Annotated in this window: 24 protein-coding genes and 1 pseudogene; 5 read left to right on the top strand and 20 right to left on the bottom strand. The window is 60.5% G+C overall.

Annotated features, from left to right (window positions below):
* Positions 1 to 75: 75 nt before the first annotated feature.
* The 9 genes and pseudogenes from AC0J1C_RS03505 to murJ all read right to left on the bottom strand — a co-directional run.
* Positions 76 to 153, bottom strand: a pseudogene (locus AC0J1C_RS03505) (prepilin-type N-terminal cleavage/methylation domain-containing protein); the annotation flags it as partial.
* A complete protein-coding gene (pilV, locus tag AC0J1C_RS03500) occupies positions 150 to 539 on the bottom strand; it encodes a type IV pilus modification protein PilV (RefSeq protein WP_473045635.1) in 390 nt (129 codons plus the stop codon). The pseudogene AC0J1C_RS03505 and the gene pilV, both read right to left, overlap by 4 nt.
* Positions 540 to 577: 38 nt before the next feature.
* Entirely contained in the window at positions 578 to 1,024 is a 447-nt protein-coding gene (locus tag AC0J1C_RS03495; RefSeq protein WP_473045634.1) for a GspH/FimT family pseudopilin, read from the bottom strand.
* 242 nt (positions 1,025 to 1,266) lie between these two features.
* Positions 1,267 to 2,220: a 4-hydroxy-3-methylbut-2-enyl diphosphate reductase gene (gene ispH / locus AC0J1C_RS03490; RefSeq protein ID WP_473045633.1), complete on the bottom strand. Its 954-nt coding sequence runs from the start codon at positions 2,218 to 2,220 to the stop codon at positions 1,267 to 1,269.
* Between the two features lie 18 nt (positions 2,221 to 2,238).
* Complete coding sequence (gene fkpB, locus AC0J1C_RS03485) at positions 2,239 to 2,691, bottom strand: FKBP-type peptidyl-prolyl cis-trans isomerase (RefSeq protein WP_091992321.1); 453 nt, start codon at positions 2,689 to 2,691, stop codon at positions 2,239 to 2,241.
* A gap of 9 nt (positions 2,692 to 2,700) precedes the next feature.
* Entirely contained in the window at positions 2,701 to 3,222 is a 522-nt protein-coding gene (lspA, locus tag AC0J1C_RS03480) for a signal peptidase II (RefSeq protein WP_375193575.1), read from the bottom strand.
* Positions 3,222 to 6,041, bottom strand: a complete 2,820-nt coding sequence (gene ileS / locus AC0J1C_RS03475; protein ID WP_473045632.1) for an isoleucine--tRNA ligase — start codon at positions 6,039 to 6,041, stop codon at positions 3,222 to 3,224. Before ileS ends, lspA begins: the two co-directional genes overlap by 1 nt.
* Before the next feature lie 93 nt (positions 6,042 to 6,134).
* A complete protein-coding gene (ribF, locus tag AC0J1C_RS03470; RefSeq protein ID WP_473045631.1) occupies positions 6,135 to 7,106 on the bottom strand; it encodes a bifunctional riboflavin kinase/FAD synthetase in 972 nt (323 codons plus the stop codon).
* 80 nt (positions 7,107 to 7,186) lie between these two features.
* Entirely contained in the window at positions 7,187 to 8,767 is a 1,581-nt protein-coding gene (murJ, locus tag AC0J1C_RS03465; RefSeq protein WP_473045630.1) for a murein biosynthesis integral membrane protein MurJ, read from the bottom strand.
* 260 nt (positions 8,768 to 9,027) lie between these two features.
* On the opposite strand from murJ, the gene rpsT reads away from it, so the two are divergent.
* Positions 9,028 to 9,297, top strand: coding sequence for a 30S ribosomal protein S20 (rpsT, locus tag AC0J1C_RS03460; protein WP_091992316.1), 270 nt, complete (start codon positions 9,028 to 9,030; stop codon positions 9,295 to 9,297).
* Positions 9,298 to 9,366: 69 nt separating this feature from the next.
* Here the strand turns inward: rpsT and proB are convergent, their stop codons facing one another.
* From proB to rplU, 4 genes are all read right to left on the bottom strand, one after another.
* Complete coding sequence (proB, locus tag AC0J1C_RS03455) at positions 9,367 to 10,491, bottom strand: glutamate 5-kinase (RefSeq protein ID WP_473045629.1); 1,125 nt, start codon at positions 10,489 to 10,491, stop codon at positions 9,367 to 9,369.
* A 27-nt stretch (positions 10,492 to 10,518) separates the two neighbouring features.
* A complete protein-coding gene (gene cgtA, locus AC0J1C_RS03450; protein ID WP_375193569.1) occupies positions 10,519 to 11,712 on the bottom strand; it encodes an Obg family GTPase CgtA in 1,194 nt (397 codons plus the stop codon).
* 144 nt (positions 11,713 to 11,856) lie between these two features.
* A complete protein-coding gene (gene rpmA / locus AC0J1C_RS03445) occupies positions 11,857 to 12,117 on the bottom strand; it encodes a 50S ribosomal protein L27 (protein WP_008170742.1) in 261 nt (86 codons plus the stop codon).
* A 36-nt stretch (positions 12,118 to 12,153) separates the two neighbouring features.
* Positions 12,154 to 12,465: a 50S ribosomal protein L21 gene (rplU, locus tag AC0J1C_RS03440; RefSeq protein ID WP_091992313.1), complete on the bottom strand. Its 312-nt coding sequence runs from the start codon at positions 12,463 to 12,465 to the stop codon at positions 12,154 to 12,156.
* Positions 12,466 to 12,730: 265 nt separating this feature from the next.
* Between rplU and ispB the strand changes: the two genes are divergently transcribed.
* The gene (ispB, locus tag AC0J1C_RS03435; RefSeq protein ID WP_473045628.1) at positions 12,731 to 13,699 is read left to right on the top strand and encodes an octaprenyl diphosphate synthase; all 969 of its coding nucleotides are present in this window, start codon (positions 12,731 to 12,733) and stop codon (positions 13,697 to 13,699) included.
* 55 nt (positions 13,700 to 13,754) lie between these two features.
* Here the strand turns inward: ispB and AC0J1C_RS03430 are convergent, their stop codons facing one another.
* On the bottom strand, positions 13,755 to 14,741 hold the full coding sequence (locus AC0J1C_RS03430; protein WP_473045627.1) for a glutathione S-transferase family protein: 987 nt from the start codon (positions 14,739 to 14,741) through the stop codon (positions 13,755 to 13,757).
* A gap of 280 nt (positions 14,742 to 15,021) precedes the next feature.
* On the opposite strand from AC0J1C_RS03430, the gene AC0J1C_RS03425 reads away from it, so the two are divergent.
* Entirely contained in the window at positions 15,022 to 15,933 is a 912-nt protein-coding gene (locus tag AC0J1C_RS03425) for a LysR substrate-binding domain-containing protein (RefSeq protein ID WP_473045626.1), read from the top strand.
* Positions 15,934 to 16,049: 116 nt separating this feature from the next.
* The gene (locus tag AC0J1C_RS03420) at positions 16,050 to 17,579 is read left to right on the top strand and encodes a wax ester/triacylglycerol synthase family O-acyltransferase (protein ID WP_473045625.1); all 1,530 of its coding nucleotides are present in this window, start codon (positions 16,050 to 16,052) and stop codon (positions 17,577 to 17,579) included.
* A 28-nt stretch (positions 17,580 to 17,607) separates the two neighbouring features.
* Here the strand turns inward: AC0J1C_RS03420 and AC0J1C_RS03415 are convergent, their stop codons facing one another.
* Positions 17,608 to 18,312 carry a DUF2057 family protein gene (locus tag AC0J1C_RS03415; RefSeq protein ID WP_473045624.1) on the bottom strand — a complete coding sequence of 235 codons (705 nt, stop codon included), beginning with the start codon at positions 18,310 to 18,312 and terminating at the stop codon, positions 17,608 to 17,610.
* 213 nt (positions 18,313 to 18,525) lie between these two features.
* Between AC0J1C_RS03415 and AC0J1C_RS03410 the strand changes: the two genes are divergently transcribed.
* Positions 18,526 to 18,783, top strand: a complete 258-nt coding sequence (locus tag AC0J1C_RS03410) for a DUF6316 family protein (RefSeq protein ID WP_375193563.1) — start codon at positions 18,526 to 18,528, stop codon at positions 18,781 to 18,783.
* A 21-nt stretch (positions 18,784 to 18,804) separates the two neighbouring features.
* On the opposite strand, the gene AC0J1C_RS03405 is transcribed toward AC0J1C_RS03410, so the two are convergent.
* The 5 genes from AC0J1C_RS03405 to ribBA are packed head-to-tail and all read right to left on the bottom strand — an operon-like array spanning position 18,805 to position 22,404.
* Positions 18,805 to 19,332 carry a phosphatidylglycerophosphatase A gene (locus tag AC0J1C_RS03405; RefSeq protein WP_375193562.1) on the bottom strand — a complete coding sequence of 176 codons (528 nt, stop codon included), beginning with the start codon at positions 19,330 to 19,332 and terminating at the stop codon, positions 18,805 to 18,807.
* Positions 19,329 to 20,285 (bottom strand): thiamine-phosphate kinase, encoded by a 957-nt coding sequence (thiL, locus tag AC0J1C_RS03400; protein WP_473045623.1) that lies wholly within the window; start codon positions 20,283 to 20,285, stop codon positions 19,329 to 19,331. Before thiL ends, AC0J1C_RS03405 begins: the two co-directional genes overlap by 4 nt.
* A 3-nt stretch (positions 20,286 to 20,288) precedes the next feature.
* A complete protein-coding gene (gene nusB, locus AC0J1C_RS03395; protein WP_375193560.1) occupies positions 20,289 to 20,765 on the bottom strand; it encodes a transcription antitermination factor NusB in 477 nt (158 codons plus the stop codon).
* Positions 20,765 to 21,241: a 6,7-dimethyl-8-ribityllumazine synthase gene (gene ribH / locus AC0J1C_RS03390; protein ID WP_375193559.1), complete on the bottom strand. Its 477-nt coding sequence runs from the start codon at positions 21,239 to 21,241 to the stop codon at positions 20,765 to 20,767. The genes nusB and ribH overlap by 1 nt, the downstream gene beginning before the upstream one ends.
* Before the next feature lie 47 nt (positions 21,242 to 21,288).
* Positions 21,289 to 22,404: a bifunctional 3,4-dihydroxy-2-butanone-4-phosphate synthase/GTP cyclohydrolase II gene (gene ribBA, locus AC0J1C_RS03385; RefSeq protein ID WP_375193558.1), complete on the bottom strand. Its 1,116-nt coding sequence runs from the start codon at positions 22,402 to 22,404 to the stop codon at positions 21,289 to 21,291.
* Positions 22,405 to 22,419: the final 15 nt, after the last annotated feature.

Here is a 22,419-nt window from a genome sequence, read left to right as displayed (position 1 = left end):
TTCCTGGATTCGGGCACTGGCCTCAGCCACCCGAAAACTCTGGCTGTTGGAGGTGAAAATCTGCGTCAGGCCGAGCGTAATGATGAGCGACAGGGCCAATGCGACCATCACTTCAATAATAGAAAGGCCTCTCTGGCGTGCCGAGATCCTCATTGCTCCAACCTCGCTGTCATGGTGTAAGACTGCTGCGCTGCGTCGTTGCCGTATTGCCGCTCATCCCAGGTGATGGTCACGTCAACGGTATTGGTGTTCATGGTGACTGCGCCGGTTGCCCCCGGAACATCCCGATCCAGACTCGCCTTCCAGGCATTCACTTCAGCCGTCGTTAGCGCGTCGTTATCGTTTGCTCGGATCATTTCCACCATCTGCTGGGCATGGAGGTTTACCTGCGATCGCAAATTCGCATTGTTAACCTGCTGGAGTGACAGGTATTGCATACCCACAACCCCAAGCAGCCCAACCAGAAGCACCAGTAGAGCCACCAGCACCTCGATAAGCGTAAAACCAGTCTGAGAACGTGAACCTGATCTGACCAACATGAACATTTTTCTCCAGAGATCTCGTCTGTTCCCCGGGATCAGGGACAATTAAAGTCCGCAGTAGACACACGGCCACCCGGCGTTACGGTAACGCTTGTGCCATCGGCCTCACCCGCGCAGACGTTGAACGTGACGTTCCCCGTGCTGGTGGTAAGTCCGTTCGCCCGAAACGTCACGGAACCCGTGCTGATGCTCAGATCCCCGCTCGCCTCCTCAATCTCCCGGATGACGGTGCCGCTGGAAGCAACGGTCGCCTGCATGGTGTTCGACGCAGACGTTGACGTGACCCGTTCACCCCTCCGAACAGCCTCGCTGCGGGAATAGTTCAACAGACCCACGATGGAGTTGCTTGTGGATACCACGCGATTGTTGTCGATGATCCGTCCGAATTGGGGAACCGCGAAGCCAGCGATCACCGCGATGAGCGCGATTGCGATCATCAGTTCGACGAGAGTAAAGCCTTCATTGCCTGACTTTGAATGCATAGTCTCTTCCCAGTTTTCCTGTAGACAAATTAATGGCCAAGCGGCAGACCCTCTACCGTTATCTGACTAGCGGCAGATGTGAGCGGACGAACGGCAGGAACGTCCTCCTGCTTCGTGAACAGAGTCTCATTCCGGGCTGACAGAGCACCGGTGCGGGATCAGGCATTTTGCATCAGTGGAAGGCGCAAGAGGGTACCGATCCAACGGTACCCCCCGGGAGATACGAAAGGGAGACTGCCAGCTCAGTGTATTTCAACGGCGTCGATGCGCAGCTCCTTCGGCATTGAAAACACAATATTCTCCTCGCGCCCGGCAACTTCCTCAGGCACGCTCCCACCAAGGTCCCGGAGCCGGGCAATCACATCACTCACCAGCACTTCGGGCGCCGAAGCACCGGCCGTAACGCCGATGGCCTGCTTGCCATCCAACCAGGCCGGGTCAATCTGTGCCGCCTCGTCGATCAGGTAAGCGGGGGTTCCCATGCGCTCGGCCAGCTCGCGCAGGCGGTTAGAGTTGGAACTGTTGGGAGAGCCCACCACCAGCATCAGGTCGCAGTCGCCGGCCAGCTGTTTAACGGCGTCCTGGCGGTTCTGGGTGGCGTAGCAGATGTCGTCCTTGCGGGGGCCCTGGATCTCCGGGAATTTGGCGCGCAGGGCGTCGATAACCCGGGCGGTATCGTCCATGGACAGGGTGGTCTGGGTTACGTAGGACAGCTTTGCAGGGTCTTTCACTTCGAGGTTGGCAACGTCGGCTTCGTCTTCCACCAGGTAGATATCGCCACCATTGCTGTGGTCGTACTGGCCCATGGTGCCTTCCACTTCCGGGTGCCCATGATGCCCGATGAGGATGCACTCACGGCCATCACGACTGTAGCGCATGACTTCCAGGTGCACTTTGGTTACCAGGGGGCAGGTGGCGTCGAAGACTTTCAGGCCGCGGCGGGCCGCTTCGTTCTGGACCGCCTGGGAAACGCCGTGGGCGCTGAAGATAACCAGCTTGCCGTCGGGCACTTCATCGAGCTCGTCCACGAAAACGGCGCCCCGATTGCGGAGGTTATCAACCACAAATTTATTGTGCACCACCTCGTGCCTGACGTAGATAGGCGCACCGAACACATCCAGGGCCCGGTTCACAATTTCAATGGCGCGGTCCACACCAGCACAAAAACCCCGGGGGTTGGCGAGACGGATCTGCATAATACCCTTCTACCCTGATCAGTGGGCCGGTCCAACCGGCTCGACATCAATGATTTCCACTTCAAACGTCAGTGTACGCCCTGCCAGGGGGTGATTGAAATCCACCTCGACTTCATCACCCTCTACCCGGCTGACAACCCCCGGCAACTCGCTCTGGCGCGCATCGGCGAATGAAATCATAACGCCGGGTTCCAGCACCATATCGGCACTGAACTCGTGGCGCTTGAACGTTTGCACATTGTTGGGGTTGTGCTGGCCGAAGGCTTTCTCCGGTGGTACTTCGTAGCTTTCCCGGTCTCCGGCTTTCATGCCCATCAGGTAGGCTTCGAAATTTTCCGGCAGGTTGTCATCGCCGATTTCGAGGGTGGCGGGTGCCTTTTCGAAGGTGGAGTCTATTACCTCGCCATCGGGGAATTTCAGCGCAAAATGCAGGGTTACCCGGGTGCCTTTATCAATCGGCAGCTCGTTCATAAAAGCCAGTCACTCCTTTTCCGCATTCCCACCGGTATCGGCGGGTTTGCGGAAGATATCGAGAATCATCATGCCGGCACCGATGGTGATCGCGGTATCGGCCAGGTTGAAGGCGGGGAAATGCCAGTCCTGCCAGTAAAGGTGCAGGAAATCGACCACGTAACCATGCACCACGCGATCGTAGACATTACCCAGGGCGCCGCCGAGTATCAGTACGATGGCAACGGCGGTCCAGGTTTCGTGTTTCTGGAGGTTTTTCAGCCAGTAGATAAGAACCACACTGACCACCAGGGCCAGGGTAACGAAAAACCAGCGCTGCCACCCCGCGGCATCGGCAAGAAAGCTGAAGGCCGCTCCGGTGTTATGGAGCAGTGTCAGGTTGAACATGGGGATCACCGGCACCGGGTCGCCGTAGCTCAACAAGGCGGTTGCCATCGCCTTGGTACCGAGATCCAGGGCGATCACGGCTACCGCCAGCCACAGCCACTTCAACTTGCTACCGGTGACTTTTTCCGTCATGGCCGCGTCCATCAGGCGTAAGCGCGGGCTTCGCCGGGCCCTTCCACGTTGGTCACGCAACGACCGCAGAGGTCCTCGTACTTGGCGTTCCGGCCGACATCCTCGCGATGGTGCCAGCAGCGCTCGCACTTGCTGTGGGCAGCCGGGGTCACCTTCACACGCAGCCCTTCGTGAGCCGTCATCTCCGCGTCTCCGGCTTCGGAAACCGGCTTCACGGTGGCCTCCGAGGTGATGAGCACAAACCGCAGTTCCTCACCGAGGTGCTTCAGGTCGGCGGCAAGGTCGCCTTCGCAGTACAGGGTCACTTCTGCGCTCAGGGAGCCCTTGATTTCGCCTCGCGCCCGGGCCTCTTCCAGGCATTTGTTCACCGCTTCCTTGACGCTGTAGATCTCACGCCAGTACTCGCGACCCAGCTCGGCGTTTTCCGGCAGCGCGGTCAGGCCCTCGTACCAGGTTTCGTAGAACACGGTGTCACTGCGCTGGCCGGGCAAGTGCTGCCAGATTTCATCCGCGGTGAAGCTCAGAATCGGGGCAATCCAGCGCACCAGCGCTTCGGCAACGTGGTACAGGGCGGTCTGGCAGGAGCGCCGCGCCAGGCTGTCGGCCTGGGTGGTGTACTGCCGGTCCTTGATGATATCGAGGTAGAAGCCGCCCAGTGTCGCTTCGCAGAAGTTATAGACCTTCTGGTAGATCCGCAGGAAAGCATAGTTGCCGTAGTCCTCGTGCAGCTCCTGCTGCAGCTGGAGCGCACGGTCGACCATCCAGCGATCCAGGGCAATCATGTCCTCCGGCGCCACCATATGCTGCTCCGGCTCGAACCCGGTCAGGTTACTCAGCAGGAAGCGGGCGGTATTGCGGATACGGCGGTAGCCATCGGCGGTCTGGCGCAGGATGTCCTTGGACACGGTCATCTCACCGCTGTAATCGGTGGCGGCCACCCACAGGCGCAGGATGTCCGCACCCAGCTCATTCATGACTTCCTGGGGCGCGATCACGTTGCCCAGGGACTTGGACATCTTGTGGCCCTTGCCGTCCACGGTAAAGCCGTGGGTCAGAACCTGCTTGTACGGTGCCACGCCGTTCATGGCGATGGAGGTCTTCAGAGACGACTGGAACCAGCCCCGATGCTGGTCGGATCCCTCAAGGTACATGTCGGCCGGGAACTGGCCCAGCTCTTCACGAACCCGAAGCACCGATTCGTGGGTAACGCCCGAATCAAACCAGACGTCCAGGGTATCCATGACCTTTTCGTACTGCCCGGCATCGTTGCCCAGCAGCGCCGCAGCATCCAGGTCGTACCAGGCGTCAATGCCGCCTTCCTCGATCTGCTGGGCCACCTTCTCGATCAGGTTCTGGGTATCCGGGTGCAGCTCCTGGGTTTCCTTGTGGATGAACAGGGTAATGGGTACGCCCCAGGTCCGCTGACGGGAGATACACCAGTCCGGTGACTGGTTGAACATGGCCTCGATGCGGTTCTGGCCCCAGGACGGCACCCAGCGCACGCCCTTGATCGCTTCCAGGGCATCAGCCCGCAGGTTTTCCTTGTCCATGCTGATGAACCATTGCGGCGTGGCCCGGTAAATCAGCGGCGTCTTGGTGCGCCAGCAATGGGGGTAGCTGTGACGGAACTTCTCGGATCGAACCAGCTTGCCCTCGCGCTCCAGCGCGCTGCACACTGGCTCGTCGGCCTTGTACACGTGCACGCCCGCCAGCTCACCGGCGGCCGAGGTGTAAGTGCCGTCCGCCTGCACGAGATTAAGGGTGCCAATGTGGTAGGCCTTGCCCACCTCGAAGTCTTCCATACCGTGATCCGGCGCGGTATGAACGGCACCGGTACCGGCGTCGGTCGACACGTGGTCGCCCAGGATCACTGGCACCTGCTTGTCGTAGATGGGGTGCTGAAGCACCAGGTGTTCCAGATCGGAGCCAGCGCAGGTGGCCAGGACTTCGAACTGCTCGACTTGCCAGCGCGCCATGATGCCATCCACCATGTCGGCCGCCAGGATCACGCGCTCCGGTCCCTGACCGACGTCGGTCTGCACCAGGGCGTAAGTCAAATCCGCGTTCAGCGAAACGGCCTGGTTAGCCGGGATGGTCCACGGAGTTGTGGTCCAGATCACCACCGACACATCGCCCTCACCTTTATCGGTGTTGAACACCGACAGCGCCTTCGCCTGATCGACTGCCGTAAAACGCACGTCAATCTGGGTGGAGGTCTTGTCCTGGTATTCCACCTCGGCCTCGGCCAGGGCGGACTGCCCCACCACACTCCAGTAAACCGGCTTGTAACCACGCACCAGGTGGCCCCGGGCCACGATCTTGCCCAGCGCACGCACAATGCCCGCTTCCACCTTCGGGTCCATGGTCAGGTAGGGTTTGTCCCACTCGCCCATGACACCCAGACGAATGAAGTCTTCCTTCTGCCCGGCAATCTGCTTGGTCGCATAGTCACGGCACGCCTGGCGGAAGGTCTTGTAATCCACCTTCACGCCGGCCTTGCCAATCTCCTGCTCAACCTTGTGCTCAATAGGCAGACCATGGCAGTCCCAGCCCGGCACGTAAGGCGCGTCATAGCCCATGAAGCTGCGGGACTTGACGATCATGTCCTTGAGGATCTTGTTGACCGCATGACCGATATGAATGCTGCCGTTGGCGTAGGGCGGGCCATCGTGAAGAATGAACTTGTCCCGCCCCTCGCGCTGCTTGCGCAGGTTGCCGTAGACGTCGAGATCCTGCCAGCGCTTGAGCATTTCCGGCTCGCGCTTGGCCAGGTTGCCGCGCATCGGGAAGGCGGTTTCCGGCAGATTCAGGGTGTGCTTGTAGTCGCTCATGGTCTGTGTGCGTACTCTTCCGGGTCTTGGTCAGTGTTGGTCAGTCATTCGTATCGACGCGCGCCTACCATCATTGCGGCGCTGTGCGGCGTTTCAATCCGCACTTTTCTCCGAGCCGTGTTCGGCGATCCAGGCACGGGCGTCTTCGAAATCGCGGGCAATCTGGTCTTTCAACTGGTCTACGGATTCGAACTTTTCCTCATCCCGCAGCCCGTGACGGAAGACCACTTCAAGGTGCTGGCCATAAAGTGTGCCAGCAAAGTCAAACAGGTGCACTTCCAGTGACGGCTGTTTGCCGTCCACGGTCGGGCGCAGCCCGATGTTGGCCACCCCATCGTATCGGGAGCCGTCATCCAGTGCGGCCGAGACAACATAGACGCCCCTCAGGGGCGCGGTCCGGTGCAGCAGGATGTTGGCTGTGGGCGCACCAATCTGGCGACCCAACTGGCGGCCATACACCACGCGCCCTCTGATCCGGTATGGGTGGCCCAGCAGCGCTTCGGCCTGCTCGAGGCCATTCACGGTCAGCAATTCACGCACCCGGGTGCTGCTGACCCGTTCGCCTGCCACGGTGACCGTGCGCGTGTTCTCCACCGAAAAACCACGGGCGCTACCGACCTCCTGCAACAGGTTGAAATCCCCGGCGCGGTCGCAACCAAACCGGAAATCATCCCCCACCACCAGGTGTCTCACTCCCAGCCCCTCGATCAGAACATCCTCCACAAAACCCATGGCGGAATAACTGCGAAACGCCTGGTTAAAGCGCAGGCAAAGCACAATATCGACGCCCTCGGCCAGCAGGGACTCGAATTTCTGGCGAAAGTTCATCAGCCGTGGCGGCGCCTCACTGCCCTGGAAGAATTCCCGTGGCTGAGGCTCGAAGACCATCACCACCGAAGGCACGCCAAGAGCCTCGGCCTTGCTGATGACCTGATCGATGATGGTTTTATGGCCGAGATGAACGCCATCAAAATTGCCGATGGTGGCAACGCAGCCACGCCTGAGAGGGGAATCCCCCCGCTGTGACAGCGCTTTCAGGTTGGTCAGGCCCCGGATCAGACGCATGTAATGCGAACCTTCAATTGCCAGCTAGCTTTCAGCGCACGTCCTTCGGTAACGCTGGTGAGAAAACGCGCGATTATACCTTACCTGTGGCGAAAATGTCTTACCCGAACCCCGGTGAGGGCCAGCACGAGAAAGTACACAAACACCCCGGCCGCCACCAGGACGGCCATATCGGCCGCCCGCTGGTAGCCGCCATTGGCCAGCCATTCGGCTACCGGCGGCTTGAGCCACAGAATAACCGCCGCCAGGGCGCCGTTGGCAAACAGGATCTGGAGCAGGAACCGGGGCCAGCCAGGCTGGCTCTGCCAGGCGCCTTCCTTACGCAACCCGCGCCACAACAGAAAGCCATTGAGCCAGGCCGACAACGATGTGGCCAGCGCAAGGCCGGCATGCGCCAGCGGAAACACCAGCATCAGGTTGAAGACCATGTTGGCCACCATGGCGATGATGCCGATCTTCACCGGCGTTCGGGTGTCTTCACGGGCAAAGAACCCAGGTGCGAGCACCTTGATCAGCATGAAGGCGAGCAAACCCGCCGAGTAGGCCCGCAGGCTCTGGGCCGACATAGCCACGTCGCGGTCGGTGACCTCACCATAATGAAACAGGGTGGCGATCAACGGCTCCGCCAGCAGAGCCAACGCCAGCGCCGCCGGCAAGCCAATCAGCAGCACCGCCCGAACCGCCCAGTCAAGAGTGGCCGCGAACTGATCTGCGGAGGCAGCGGCGTGCTTTCGGGACAGACTGGGCAGGATCACCGTGGCAATGGCAATGCCGAACACGCCCAGGGGCAACTCCGACAACCGGTCCGAGTAATAAAGCCAGGACACGCTGCCCGTCTGCAGGAACGAGGCCAGAACAGTGTCGAGCAACAGGTTGATCTGGCTTACCGAGACCCCGAACAGCGCCGGCACCATCAACTTCAGGATTCGACTGACACCCTCGTGGCGATAATCCACCCGGGGTCTGGGCAAAAGCCCCAGACGCATCAGAAAAGGCAACTGGAAGAACAGCTGCAGAGCGCCGGCAATGAACACCCCCCAGGCCAGGGCCATCACCGGCTCCGCCATCAGCGGCGTCAACCATATGGCTGCCGCAATCATTGAAAGATTGAGCAACACGGGCGTAAACGCCGGCACGGCAAAGCGGTCGTAGCTGTTGAGGATGCCCCCGGCGAAGGCGGTAAGCGAGATCAGCAAGAGATAGGGAAAGGTGATCCGCAGCATGTCGCTGGTCAGCGCAAACTTCACCTCATCATCAAGAAAACCCGGGGCAAAGATGGCCGTCAGCACTGGCGCCCCCAGGATGGCCGCGAGGGTTACCCCCAGCAGGACCAGCCCCAGGGACCCGGCCACCGCATTGACCAGTCGCTGAACGTCCGACACGGATTGGTTTTGCCGGTAGGATGACAGTACCGGCACAAAAGCCTGCGAGAACGCGCCTTCGGCAAACAGCCGGCGCAGAAAGTTCGGAATCTTGAACGCCACGAAAAAAGCATCGGCTCCGGCTCCGGCGCCAAAATACCGGGCGATCACCATATCCCGAACCAGCCCGAGCACCCGGGAGAGCATGGTCATGGCTCCCACCAGGCCAGAGGATCTCAACAGACCGGGCGCCCGGGGCAGTTGTTTCTGTTCTGGAGGCGTTTCAGATTGCGAGGACATGCAGGCCCTGGGGTGACATTGAGTGCATCCAAGTTGGCGGGTATTTCGGGAATTACCTGCTTCCCGTTTCAGCCCGCATCCGGTGAGCGGCGAGTTTAGCACAGGCCTTATGGCGTGGGGCATGAAATGGGTTTTGGTCTTGACATTTGGGGGATTGGGCGGCATAGTTCCGCGTCATTTATTTCGACGCGCTGGTTTTGGCGCGCCCGCGATGTAACGAATCATTCAGCAACGAATTCAGGATTTTCAGGAGTTTTACGGTGGCAAATTCCCCGCAAGCCAAGAAGCGCGCACGTCAGAACGAGAAGAACCGCAAGCACAATGCAAGCCTGCGTTCCATGGCTCGTACCTACATCAAGAAAGTTCAGTCCAAGATCGAAGCCGGCAACTACGAAGAAGCCCAGGCCGCTTTCCAGAAGGCCCAGCCGATCATGGACAGCATGGTGAACAAGGGTATCTTCGCGAAGAACAAGGTCGCTCGCAGCAAGAGCCGCCTGAGCGCCAAGATCAAGTCCCTGAAGAGCGCCTGATTCAGGCCCGCTTTCGGGAAAATAAAAAAACCGGCCATCTGGCCGGTTTTTTTATGAGCGGGAAGCCCGCTAGACAATTACCAGATTATCCCGATGAATCATCTCCTCGCCGGACATGTAGCCCAGAATCTCGGTAATCCTGTCACTGGAGCGCCCGGCAATGGCCCGGGCCTCGTCCGCGTCATAATTCACCAGCCCCCGGGCAATCTCGCGACCGGACTGATCCACACACGAGACCATTTCGCCGCGCCGGAACTGCCCGGCCACACCCTTTATGCCAACCGGCAGCAGACTGCGGCCACCCAGACACAGCACCTTGACCGCGCCATCGTCGATCGTGAGCTTGCCCCGGGTTTGCAGATGACTGGCCAGCCACTGCTTGCGGGCCGCAATCCGCCCCTGCTCAGGTAACAACAGGGTGCCAATCACATCACCCTGTCTCAGCCGGCCGATCACACCCTCGATACGACCGCCCACAATCACCGTGAAGGCGCCTGACCGTGCCGCGAGCCTCGCGGCACGCAGCTTGGTCTGCATGCCGCCGCGCCCAAGCACACCGGCACCACCCCCGGCCATGGCATCCAGCTCATGGTCGCCAGCCTTTCGCTCGGTGACCAGACAGGCATCGGCGTGCTTGCGCGGATCCTTGTCGAACAACCCTAACTGATCCGTGAGAATGATCAGGCCGTCGGCCTCAATCAGGTTGGCAACCAGCGCCCCCAGGGTATCGTTGTCGCCAAACCGGATTTCGTCGGTCACCACCGTGTCGTTTTCATTGACGATGGGCACCACGCCAAAATTGAGCAGGGCACGCAGCGTGCTCCGACCATTCAGGTAGCGTTTGCGATCGGATAAATCATCGTGGGTCAGCAGGATCTGCGCGGTATGGATATCGTGGCGCTTGAACTGCGCCTCCCAGGTCTGCACCAGCCCCATCTGCCCGACCGCAGCGGCGGCCTGCAGTTCATGCAACTGCTCCGGGCGCACAGTCCAGCCAAGACGACTCATACCCTCGGCCACGGAGCCCGATGACACCACCACAACTTCCACACCGTCTTCGATCAGTTCGGCAATCTGATCCACCCACAAACCCAGGGCAGCCACATCCAGGCCCTTGCCATCGTCTGTCAGCAGGGCACTGCCAATCTTGATCACCAGGCGTCGGGCCTGGCGCAACTGTATGCGTTCAGTCATGATCCGTGGACACTTCCTCTTACGCGACTACTCGGGGGCGTATACCACTTCAACGTCGTAGTCATCGTCGTCGAAGTCGTCGTCATCGTCGTCCTCGCGCGCTGCACGACGGGCCTGGCGCTCCGCCTCGATCCGCGCCCGGGCCTCTTCGTCCATGCGGCGACGCCTTTCCGCCTCGCGCTCTGCAAACTCTGGGTTCTGGGCCTCGGCCTCGGCCTGCTCCTCAATCCAGCGCATCACCGCCTGGGAAAGCGCCTTGGTGCCCTCGCCGCTCAGGGCCGAAATCCGGAATACCGGCCCGTCCCAGCCGAGCTCGTCGATGATCGCCTGGCAATGAGCCTCACGATCCTCTTCCGCCACCATATCGACCTTGTTCAGCACCAGCCAGCGCGGGCGGCTGGCCAGGGTTTCACTGAACTTTTCCAGCTCGTGCGCGATCGCGCGCACCGCCTCGGCCGGAGAGGAGCCATCGTAGGGAGCCACATCCACCAGATGCAGCAACAACCGGGTACGAACCAGATGCTTGAGGAATCGGATACCAAGCCCGGCACCCTCGGCGGCACCCTCGATCAGACCGGGAATGTCCGCGATCACAAAACTCTGGTGCGCCTGCACACTCACTACGCCCAGGTTGGGCACCAGGGTGGTGAACGGGTAATCCGCCACCTTCGGACGGGCAGCAGACACCGAGCGGATGAACGTGGACTTGCCGGCATTGGGCATCCCCAGGAGCCCTACGTCTGCCAGCACTTTCAATTCCAGCCGGAGGTTCCGCAACTCTCCTTCCGAGCCCTTGGTGGTCTGGCGCGGCGCGCGGTTCACCGAGGACTTGAAACGGGTGTTACCCAGGCCATGAAAGCCGCCCTGGGCAACCTTCAGCCTCTGCCCGACGTGGGTCAGATCCCCGAGCACCTCATGGGTGTCCATGTCCACCACCGTGGTGCCCACAGGCACAGGAAGCACAAGATCCTCGCCCTTGGTGCCAGTACAGTTGCGGCCAGCACCGGGCTCACCGTTCTGGGCCTTGTGCTTGCGCTGGAATCGATAGTCGATCAGGGTATTGAGCGACTCATCGGCCTCCAGATACACCGAGCCGCCGTCGCCGCCGTCACCGCCATCGGGACCGCCCTTGGGCACGTACTTTTCACGCCGGAAACTGAGGCAGCCGTGACCACCCTTACCGGCCTCGACAATGATGGTGGCTTCGTCTACGAACTTCATGGATCAACCCTTTGCGCCACGCGCATAAACTAAAAAGCCCCGCAGCCTCAAGGAAGCTTTGCGGGGCTCCGGATGGCTCTGTCACCCTGATGTTATCAGGATACCAGCGCCATCCAAGGTTCGACAGAACCGGATCGCCGCTGCTTACGCAGCCGGAACGATGCTCACGAACTTGCGGCTCTGCGGGCCTTTGGTCTCGAACTTCACCTGGCCGTCTGCTTTCGCAAACAGGGTGTGGTCCTTACCAATGCCAACGTTGCTGCCAGCGTGGAAACGGGTGCCACGCTGACGAATGATGATGCTGCCTGCAGAAACAGTCTCACCGCCGAAGCGCTTCACACCAAGTCGTTTCGACTCGGAATCGCGACCGTTACGGGTACTACCTGCTGCCTTTTTATGAGCCATTACCAGCCTCCTTCTCTAGGGGGTAAATCCAGGGTCTCAGCCCTTGATACCCGTGATCTTGACTTCAGTGAACCACTGACGGTGGCCCTGACGCTTCATGTGATGCTTACGACGACGGAACTTGATGATCTGAACCTTGTCGTGACGACCGTGGCCGACCACTTCTGCGGTTACCTTGGCACCATCAACCACCGGCGCGCCTACCTGAACCTTGTCGCCATCGGCGATCAGCAGAACGCGATCGAACTCAACGTTGCCACCGGTTTCAACTTCGAGCTTTTCCAGCTTCAGGGTTTCGCCTTCTTTCACACGGTGCTGCTTGCCACCGCTAACAATAACTGCGTACATTCACTCGTTCTCCACGATTGACCCATCCCTGCTCTTATCCACCTGGTTCTAAGGGAGGCGCTCTGGCGACCCTATAGCAGGGAGCGCAGGTTGGGATGAGTTGGGCGCGTGATTGTACGAAAAGACGCTTCGCAACACAAGCCAAGTTGACACTCATCTCGGCAATACCTAGCATTGCCGCGACCTGCCTTTATTACCGGTATTCGCGAGAACGACACATCAGCGCATCACCAGAACATCACCAGATTAGGGAACCACAAGCCGCATGACAGCCCAGCGCATCTACGACACCGTGGCCGATGACTTCAGCCAGGTTAACGACCTGATCATCCAGCGGCTTGCCTCGGATGTGCCCCTGGTGGAAAAGATCGCCCAGTACATCATCGAAAGCGGCGGCAAGCGCCTGAGACCCCTGCTGGTTCTGCTTTCCAGCCAGGCCGCCGGTTACGACCGTAACGACCACCTGAAGCTGGCGGCGGTCATTGAATTCCTGCACACCGCCACCCTGCTTCACGACGACGTGGTGGACACCTCGGACATGCGCCGGGGCCGCAGCACGGCCAATGCGCGCTGGGGCAACGCCCCCAGTGTACTGGTAGGTGATTTCCTCTACGCCCGGGCGTTCGAGATGATGGTGGAGCTGCAGAGCCTGCGCATCATGGACGTGCTATCCCATGCCACGGCGGTAATCGCCGAGGGCGAGGTGATGCAGCTGATGAACGTGAAGAACCCGGATCTCACCGAAGAGCAGTACATGAAGGTCATCCATAACAAGACCGCCATGCTGTTCGAAGCCGCCTCCCACACCGGGGCCCTTCTCGCCGGTGCGAACGCGGAGCAGGAGCAAGGGCTCAAGGACTACGGCAAGCACCTGGGGCTGGCGTTTCAGTTAGTGGACGACGTTCTGGACTACCGCGGCGATGCCGAAGCCATGGGCAAGAACGTGGGCGACGACCTGGCCGAAGGCAAGACCACCCTGCCTTTGATCCACGCCATGGCCCACGGCTCGGACGACGAGCGCCAGTTGATCCGTCAGGCCATTCGCAAAGGCGGCCTGGACGACCTGCCACGCATTCTGGACATCGTCGAGCGCTCCGGCGCCATCGAATACACCATGACCAGGGCCCGCGAGCAGGCAGAGCTGGCGAAGGCGTGCCTGAACGCCCTACCGGAATCGAGCCACAAAGAGGCCATGGAGCTCCTGACAGAAGTGGCCGTTGCCAGAGTAAGCTGATTTAAATGGGGGTCAGGTGAAAGCTTTCATCTGACCCCGGCGTCCACCTCCTACATCAATCAAGATGTTCGCGCCCATGGGGCGCGTCAAAATCCAGCGCCGGACCCACCGGTACGATCTGGGTCGGGTTGATGGTGCGCTGGCTCACGTAGTAGTGACGCTTGATCTGCCCGATATCCACCGTCTCGGCCACGCCCGGTTCCTGATAGAGATCCCGCACGTACGCAGAGAGCGCAGGGAAATCCTGGATCCGCTGCCGGTTGCATTTGAAATGGCTGAAATACACCGCGTCAAAGCGGATGAGCGTGGTGAACAGCCGCCAGTCGGCCTCCGTTAGCTGGCCGCCAACGAGATACCGCTGGCCAGACAACCGCTGCTCCAGCCAGTCGAGCGAATCAAACAGGGCTGTGTAGGCTTCTTCGTACTTGTCCTGCGCAGTGGCAAAACCGGCCTTGTAGACACCGTTGTTGACGGTGTCATAGACCCTGGCATTCACTGCATCAATCTCTTCTCTCAGACCCGCCGGGTAGAAATCCAGGTCTGTCCGCACACCATCGAGGTCATTGAACGCTGAATTGAACATGCGGATGATCTCTGCCGACTCGTTACTGGCAATTGTCTGCTTCTTGGTATCCCAGAGCGTGGGCACCGTCACCCGACCGGTGTAGTCCGGGGCCGCCCTGGTATAAAGCTCATGCAGAAAGCGCAACCCATGGAGGTGGTCACGGTGCTGCTCACTGTCCGGCCGGAACTCCCAGCCGTTCTCGACCATGTCCGGATGCACCACAGACACCGAAATATGCTTCTCCAGCCCCTTCAACTTGCGGAAGATCAGCGTTCGATGCGCCCACGGGCAGGCCATGGACACATACAGGTGATAACGGCCAGACTCGGCCTTGAAGCCACCCTCACCGTCCGGCCCCGGCGAACCATCGGCCGTCACCCAGTTCCGGAACCGGGCCGCCTCCCGCTCGAACTTGCCGCCGGTCTTGTCGGTGTCGTACCACTTGTCGTGCCATTTGCCGTCGATTAACAGGCCCATGAGGTCCTCCGATTAAAAATCCTGATGATCGGCAATGGCCTCTGGGAGAGACTGCTCGGAGTTTGCCGAGGGTGTCGGGCAAGGCCTTCGCAAACCGTGCATTGCCAGGGATGGCAATGCCGAGCCCCCAGGGACGGGTTCACGGCGTGTTTGCGAAGGCCTTGCCCGACACCCGCTGGCCCAAAAGCCAGAAGCCATTCGAAACTAAGAGCAGAATACCGGCGACCCTGCTACCCTCTCAAACAAGCATTTCTGGCCAACAACCTCAGATTATTCGAACATGCATACAGCCATCACCATAGACGCCCTCAAAGTCCTCGACGCCATCGATCGCAAGGGCAGCTTCGCCGGCGCCGCATCCGAGCTGTTCCGGGTACCCTCCGCCATCAGCTACACGGTGCAGAAGCTGGAGGAAGACCTCAATGTGGCCATCTACGATCGCACCGGCCACAGGGCCCGACTGACACCCGCTGGCCGATACCTGCTGGAAGAAGGACGCACCCTGCTCGAGGCCGCAGAAAACCTCGCCCACACTACACGGCAGGTGGCCCAGGGTTGGGAAACCCGCCTGCGAATCGGCTTCAATTCGTTACTGCCGGCGGAGTGCCTGTTTCCAGCCATCCAGGAATTCTATGAGCTCGGGGTGCCGGTGGATGTCCAGATTGTCGAGGAAGTGTTTGCCGGCACCTGGGATGCCCTGCAAAGCCGGCGAGTGGACCTGATCATCGGTGCCGACAGCCTCAGCAAACCGGCCGGAAGCTACACCACCAAGGCCCTAGGCGAGATGCCTTTCGTATTTGCTGTGGCCGCAGACCATCCGCTAGCAAGTGCGGACACTCCTCTGCAGGAGGAAGACATTTCCCGCTACCCTGCGGCCGTGGCTGCGGACACCTCTCGTTCGCTCCCTCCCGGGCATGCCGGGATTTTCCATCGACAGCGCACGCTGACCGTTGCCAACATCGACCAGAAAGTGGCCGTACAGGTGGCGGGCCTGGGGGTCGGCTGGCTCCCCAAATCACGAATCCGCCAGCAGCTCAAAGACGGCACCCTGGTGGCCAAGTCGGTTCAGGCGTCAAGACAACCGATCACCCTGCACCTGGCGAGGCACGCCGAAGACCAGGGTAAGGCGCTGATGTGGTTCTGGGAACGGCTCGGGCGCGAGGGTGCCGTCTCGGAATGGCTAAAAGACTGAAAACAAAGCCAATGGTATGACTTCGACAGATGTCCCCTCGGGTCGACTGAGTCAACGGAAACCGCCCCCAGATCATTTATACTGCGACAAACTTCATCGCCGAAGGGAGCTCTCTGATGCGGCAGCTGTCGGAACTGGATGCCTCGTTCCTGTACCTGGAATCAGAAACCACACCGATGCACATCGGTGGCATCTACCTTTTCGATGCCGGAGAATGCGACCGGCCACTGGCGTTCAGCACTTTCGTAGCCTATCTTCGCAGCCGCCTCCACGTGGTGCCTGTGTTTCGGCAGCGCCTGAGGGAAATCCCGCTTCGGCTCGGCCGGCCCTACTGGATTGACGATCCCGAGTTCAGTCTTGAGCGGCACCTGGCCTATGTGAACATGGGCGAACACGGGCAGAAGGCCAACCTGATGACGCTGGCTTCGCGGATTCTGGAACAGCCCCTGAAAAAAGACCGCCCGCTCTGGCACATCACCTTTGTGGATGGTTTCCGGCTGGGCGATGACAACGCCGGCAACGAAGGGTTCGCACTGATCGTCAAGTTGCACCACGCGGCCATCGACGCCTTCAGCGGTGAGGAGATCATCGGCAAGCTGCTCGAATACACCCCCGAGCCGCGCCCGATTACGCCGCCACGACCCTGGTCACCCCGTCCCCGGCCTTCGGAAGAACGAGTGATGCTACAGGCCGGCGCCAACATCCTGCGTACGCCCTTGCAGGTCACGTCCCTGGCAGCCAACGCGATCGAGGCCACGACCCGCGGCCTGATCCAGAAACAGCTGCGAAAACTGCCGTTGCCACTGCCCCTGTTCTCGGCGCCCCACAGCCCATTCAACCGACAGATCACCGCCAACCGGCAGATTGTTGCGGCCAGCGTTGAGCTGTCCCGCCTCAAAACCATCAAGGCCACGCTCGGGGACGTCACACTGAACGACGTGGTGCTGGGGCTCTGTGCCGAAACGCTTCGCCGCTACCTCATCAGTGAGGGTGCGGGCAGCGGCAAGTCCCTGGTGGCCATGACACCGATATCGGTTCGCTCCAACAGCCTTCGCAAGGCGACCGGCAATCAGATGTCGGCAATGCTTCTGGATCTGGCCACCAGCGAGGCCAATCCGGCTCAACGCATCCGGCGGATTCACTGGAACGCGGTTGCCTCCGAACCCTACCGCGAGGCCATAGCCGCAGACCGACTGACGGAGCTGCTGCCATCAACCATGCTGGCGCTCTCGGCCCGACTCTACTCGGAACTGCAGATTGCCCAGCGCTACCGACCGCTGTTCAACCTGCCGATCACCAACGTGCCCGGCCCCCAGGTACCTCTGTACCTGCAGGGGGCGAGGCTGGTGCAGCAGTACAACACTGCGCCGCTGTTCGACAGTATGGGACTGGTGATTGTCGCCGTCAGCTACGAGGGTCGCCTGACCCTCAATTTCACGCTCTGTCCCGATGTTGTCGCCAATGGCGATGCCCTGCAGGCGCATGTGGCTGAAAGCCTGGGCGCCATTGAAGACGCGGCCCATCGGCTGGGCACGGAAGATCTCGCGGAACCGGCGCCGGCCACAGCGACCCAGTCGCTGGCCGATGATGCCATGGCGATAATGGAAGGATTGCTGAAAAGAGCCATGCGCCGCTTTCGGGCCTGAATCCCCGAAAGCGGCGCAAACAACGGCTTTACTCGAAGGCCCAGCGGAGGAAGGCTTTCTTTTCCTCGTCGCTCGCGGTCTGCCAGATGGCCTTGAGCTGATCCAGCGGGGCGGTATCCTCGCCCATCTCGACCGAGCCAGACGCCTGCGCAGACTCGGGCAACGGCGTCCGGGCCAATGCGGCTGCCTGCGACGGATCCCAATCGGTAGACGTAGCAACAGTCTGCCCTGACGACGCAACGATTGCGGCACTGAATTGCGACATCATCTGCTGCGCTTCAGCGCGGGAATCCGGTTTCTCAAACTCGAAGGCGTAGGTCTCACCCGCCGCCGCGTCGAAACGCGCTACCTGAGGCTTGCTCTCGATCACATGCACTTTGGATTCGCCATTGCGAACCACCTCCGACTTGGCCCAGATAGTCTTGTAAACGAAAACCACCTCGTTTTCGCCGGGCAGCAGGGCGTAATCCAGGGCCAGGTCGTCCATCAGGAAATTGGACATTGTCCGCCCGTTCACCCTGGTAACAACAATCTCTCCGGGCGCTTTGAGAACGGCCGCATTGGCAGCGGCGTCAGGGTTGCCCTCCCAGGTTTCCACCACACTCACGCTGGACGCGCAACCGGACAGGACTAGCAACAGTAACGGGAGCAAAACGGCGCTTTTGCCAATGGTGTGAGACCTGGGTCGCCGTAGCCTGTGTATGAACGAACCGAATACCTGGAAAATGGTCATTGACTCTCCTTGAAAACATGAACGAAAGGGCCCGGGGCGTTGACCGCCGCTGTTGCATTCTGACGACTGCGTTTGACAAGGGCAAGACACCGAGACGGGCGCCTGCCAGGGCAGGTTGCGGCGTTATCGTGATCCCGGCTGAGACCTGGCTCGTAAAAATGTAAAAAAATGTTGAATTCGGCCCGATTTGGATTAACTTAAAACAGATCGGCAATGACAAACGTGGCGCCCGAAAAGCAAAAATCAAAAGGGGGCACAGGAGATAACATGGATACCCAACGCAGGACCGGAGAAGAAGGGCCAGTTCCCTTTCGCAGTAGCCGATTTTTCTGTGTAGGGAGCAAGTGGTACTTCACCACCCGGGAAGGGTTTGACAGTGGCCCCTTTGCTTCACGTGAACGCGCCGAGACCGGACTCAAGCGGTTTTTGCATGTTGTTCGATTGCTCCCCGAAGAGCAGCGGATGCACTAGCTCTCTGGCCCCGGTCATCGGCTAGACCATGACCGGTACCAGCCAGTAATCAACGGCCCACAGGCAGGCCAGGGCCATTGCGCCAGCAACCACATCGTCCACCATTATGCCCAGCCCGCCCGGCAGACGCCTGTCGAGCCAGCCAATCGGCCAGGGTTTGGCGATGTCGAAGAGCCTGAACAGTGCAAAGGCGCCCAAAACCCCGTAAATCGTATCCGGGAACAGCCCCAGGGCAATCCACATACCCACAAACTCATCCCACACGATACCGCTATGGTCGTGCACCTTGAGATCCTCGGCGGTCTTTCCGCACAGCCAGACACCAACCAGAAAAGCCACCAGAACCACCAGCCAGTAGGCTGACGGCGGTAGCCACGCGATTCCGTACCAGAGGGGAATCGCGGCCAGGCTACCCCAGGTGCCGGGCGCCCTGGAGGTGGCGCCGCTGCCAAGACCAAAGGCCAGCAGATGCACAGGATTACGAAGAAAGCCCGGGGGAAGAATCAGCGGCGGATCGTCCTGCTCTGGCGTCTGGTTGGAATGGCTCATTGACGCCTCCTGAAATGATCGAATCCGGCATTCGGGCCTGAGGGTCCACAGTCGGTGCCATCCAGGTAAAGCCCCGGGTCCGCTTCGATGGTTCCGATCACCGTAAACTGCTGCCTGAGCGCCTCCGGGGCACTTTTCCAGCGCTCCGGCGGGAAAGTCAGGCAGAGCTCGTAGTCATCGCCGGACCGCAGTGCCAGGTCCTGGGCACGCCCACCTGCCAGGCACACCAGGGCCGGTGAAAGCGGCAGCGAACCGGATTCGAGCCTGGCACCACACCCTGATGCCTCCAGAATGTGGCCAAGATCCGCCAGCAAGCCATCGGAAATATCGATGCCGGCACTGGCGAACGGGGCTGCGGCCACACCGAGCTGAAGTCTGGGTTGTGGCCGGTGATAGCGCTCAAGCACCGCCACAGCATCGGCCGACGGCTCGGCTTCTGACAGGTACGCCAGAGCCGCACCGGCATCACCCAGGGTGCCGGAGACCGCCACCAGGTCGCCTGGCCGGGCGCCATTTCGACAGATGGCGCGGCCGCGGGAGACGGTGCCGTGCACCTGCAGGGTCAGGGTCAGCGGCCCGGCCGTGGTATCACCTCCCGCCAGAGCGAGCCCGAACGCCTGCGCCGCCTCGGCCAGGCCCCGGGCAAAACCTTCCAGCCAGTCTTCATTGGCCTCGGGCAGGGTCAATGCCAGTGTAAAGCACTCCGGCTTTGCACCCATGGCTGCCAGGTCGCTGGCGGCAACCGCCAGCGACCGCCAGCCAAGGTAGTCAGGGTGATAGTCGTGGGGGAAATGCACCCCTTCAACCAGGGTATCAATGGAAAAGACCAGATCCTGGCCGGAGGGCAGCCGCTGTATGGCACAGTCATCACCCGGCCCGAGCACCAGAGAGGCCCCCTGCTGCCGGGAGGCCAGCGGCAGGAAGTACCGCCGGATCAGATCAAATTCACCCATGGATCAGCGGGCGCGGGTCTCGGCCAGACGCAGCCGACCGCTCAACTTGTCGAGAATGCTGTTGACGAACTTGTGCCCTTCGGTGCCGCCAAAGCGCTTGGCCATCTCAATGCCCTCGTTAATCACCACCTTGTAGGGCACATCCAGCCGGTGTTTCAATTCGTACGCCCCGAGTCGCACGATGGCAAGCTCTACCGGGTCCACTTCCTTGATGGGGCGGTCCAGAAACGGTTCGATCAGCTTGTCCAGCTCACCCTGCTCTCGATGGACACCGCGCAGCAGGTCCCGGAAATACAGCAGGTCGACCTTGGACATGTCATTATCCACCATGAACTCGGCCTCGATGTCCGAGATCGCGGTCTTGCTGAAATGGCGCTGATACAGCCCCTGCATCGCCAGCGCCCGGGCGCGACGGCGGTCACCGGCCTTGGGCTGGCCCGAGGCGGCAGGATTCGGTGACGTTTCTCCAGATTCGCTCATTACTCACCCAGCTTCCTGAACAGGCTGACCATTTCCAGGGCCGTTATGGCCGCTTCGGCGCCCTTGTTACCGGCCTTTGTACCGGAGCGCTCGATCGCCTGCTCAATGGAGTCAACTGTCAGCACTCCGAAGGTGACCGGCACATTGGTATCCAGGCTGACAGCTCCCAGGCCACTGGAGGCCTCGCCGGCAACGTAGTCAAAATGTGGCGTTCCGCCACGAATTACCGCACCCAGCGCAATGATCGCGTCGTATTCGCCGGTTTCCGCAACCCGTTTGACGGCCAGCGGCATTTCGTAGGCTCCAGGCACACGCACAATCGTGATGTCGTCACTGGAAATCCCGTGCCGGCGCAGGGTGTCCACTGCACCTTCAACCAGGCTCTCGACCACAAAACCGTTGAACCGGCCCACCACCAGCGCGTAGCGGCCGGTGCACTCGGTAAAATCACCTTCAATTACTCGGATATCTGCCATCGATGGCTCCTTCACGGGTGACCGCCCGAAGGCCGTCACCGGGTTCGTCATTCAGGGGTATAGGGCACGTATTCAACCACTTCCAGATCAAAACCGGAAATAGCCGAGAACTTGATGGGCGGGCTCAGCAGGCGCATCTTGCCGACGCCAAGATCCCGCAGAATCTGCGAGCCGGTACCAACGGTGAAATAGACACCGGAACCACCCTTGCCCGTGGTCCCCTGACCTTCGTTGAAAAATTCCTGGATACGGTCTTCCAGGTTGTAACTGTCTTCGGCGCTATTGAGCAGCACGACCACGCCGCGACCCTCTTCGGCCACTTTCTCCAGGGCATGGTGCAGCGGCCAGCTCCGGGAATCCTTGCGCCGGGCGCCCAGCAGATCCCGTAGAGTGTCGGTGATATGCACCCGAACGTAGACCGGGTCATCCGGCGTGATCTCGCCCATCACCATGGCCAGATGGGTGGCGCCCTGGATATTGTCCCGGTAGGTGCGCAGATTGAACAGACCATACTCGGTGTCGAGCTCGTTCTCTTCCACGCACTCCACGGTACGCTCGTTCATGGTGCGGTAGTGAATCAGGTCGGCAATCGTACCGATCTTCAGGCCATGCTCCTGCGCAAAACGCTCGAGATCTTCACGACGCGCCATGGAGCCATCATCGTTCATGATCTCGCAGATCACGCCCGCAGGCTCGCAGCCGGCCAGGGCCGCCAGATCACAGGAAGCTTCCGTATGACCGGCCCGGCTCAGTACGCCGCCGGGGTCTGACATCAACGGAAAGATATGGCCCGGTTGAACCAGATCGCTGGCCCTGGCGTTGCGCGCCACGGCGGCCTGAACGGTGCGGGCACGGTCGGCTGCAGAAATGCCGGTGGTGACGCCTTCGGCCGCCTCGATGGACAGGGTAAACTTGGTGCCAAAGCCGGACGCATTCTGCTGCACCATCAGGGGAAGCCCGAGCTGCTCGCACCGGTCACGGGTCATCGGCATGCAGATCAGACCGCGGCCGAATCGGGCCATGAAGTTGATGGCCTCGGCGGTACAGTGTTCCGCCGCCATCACCAGATCACCCTCGTTCTCGCGATCTTCGTCGTCCATCAGGATGACCATCTTGCCCTGACGAATATCTTCAATGATCTCTTCAATGCTGTTCAGTGCCATGAGGTTTTGCACCTT

Source organism: Marinobacter sp. E2 (genome assembly GCF_055755345.1).
Note: the sequence above shows the minus strand (reverse complement) of the source record. Positions and strands in the feature narration are given on the sequence as shown.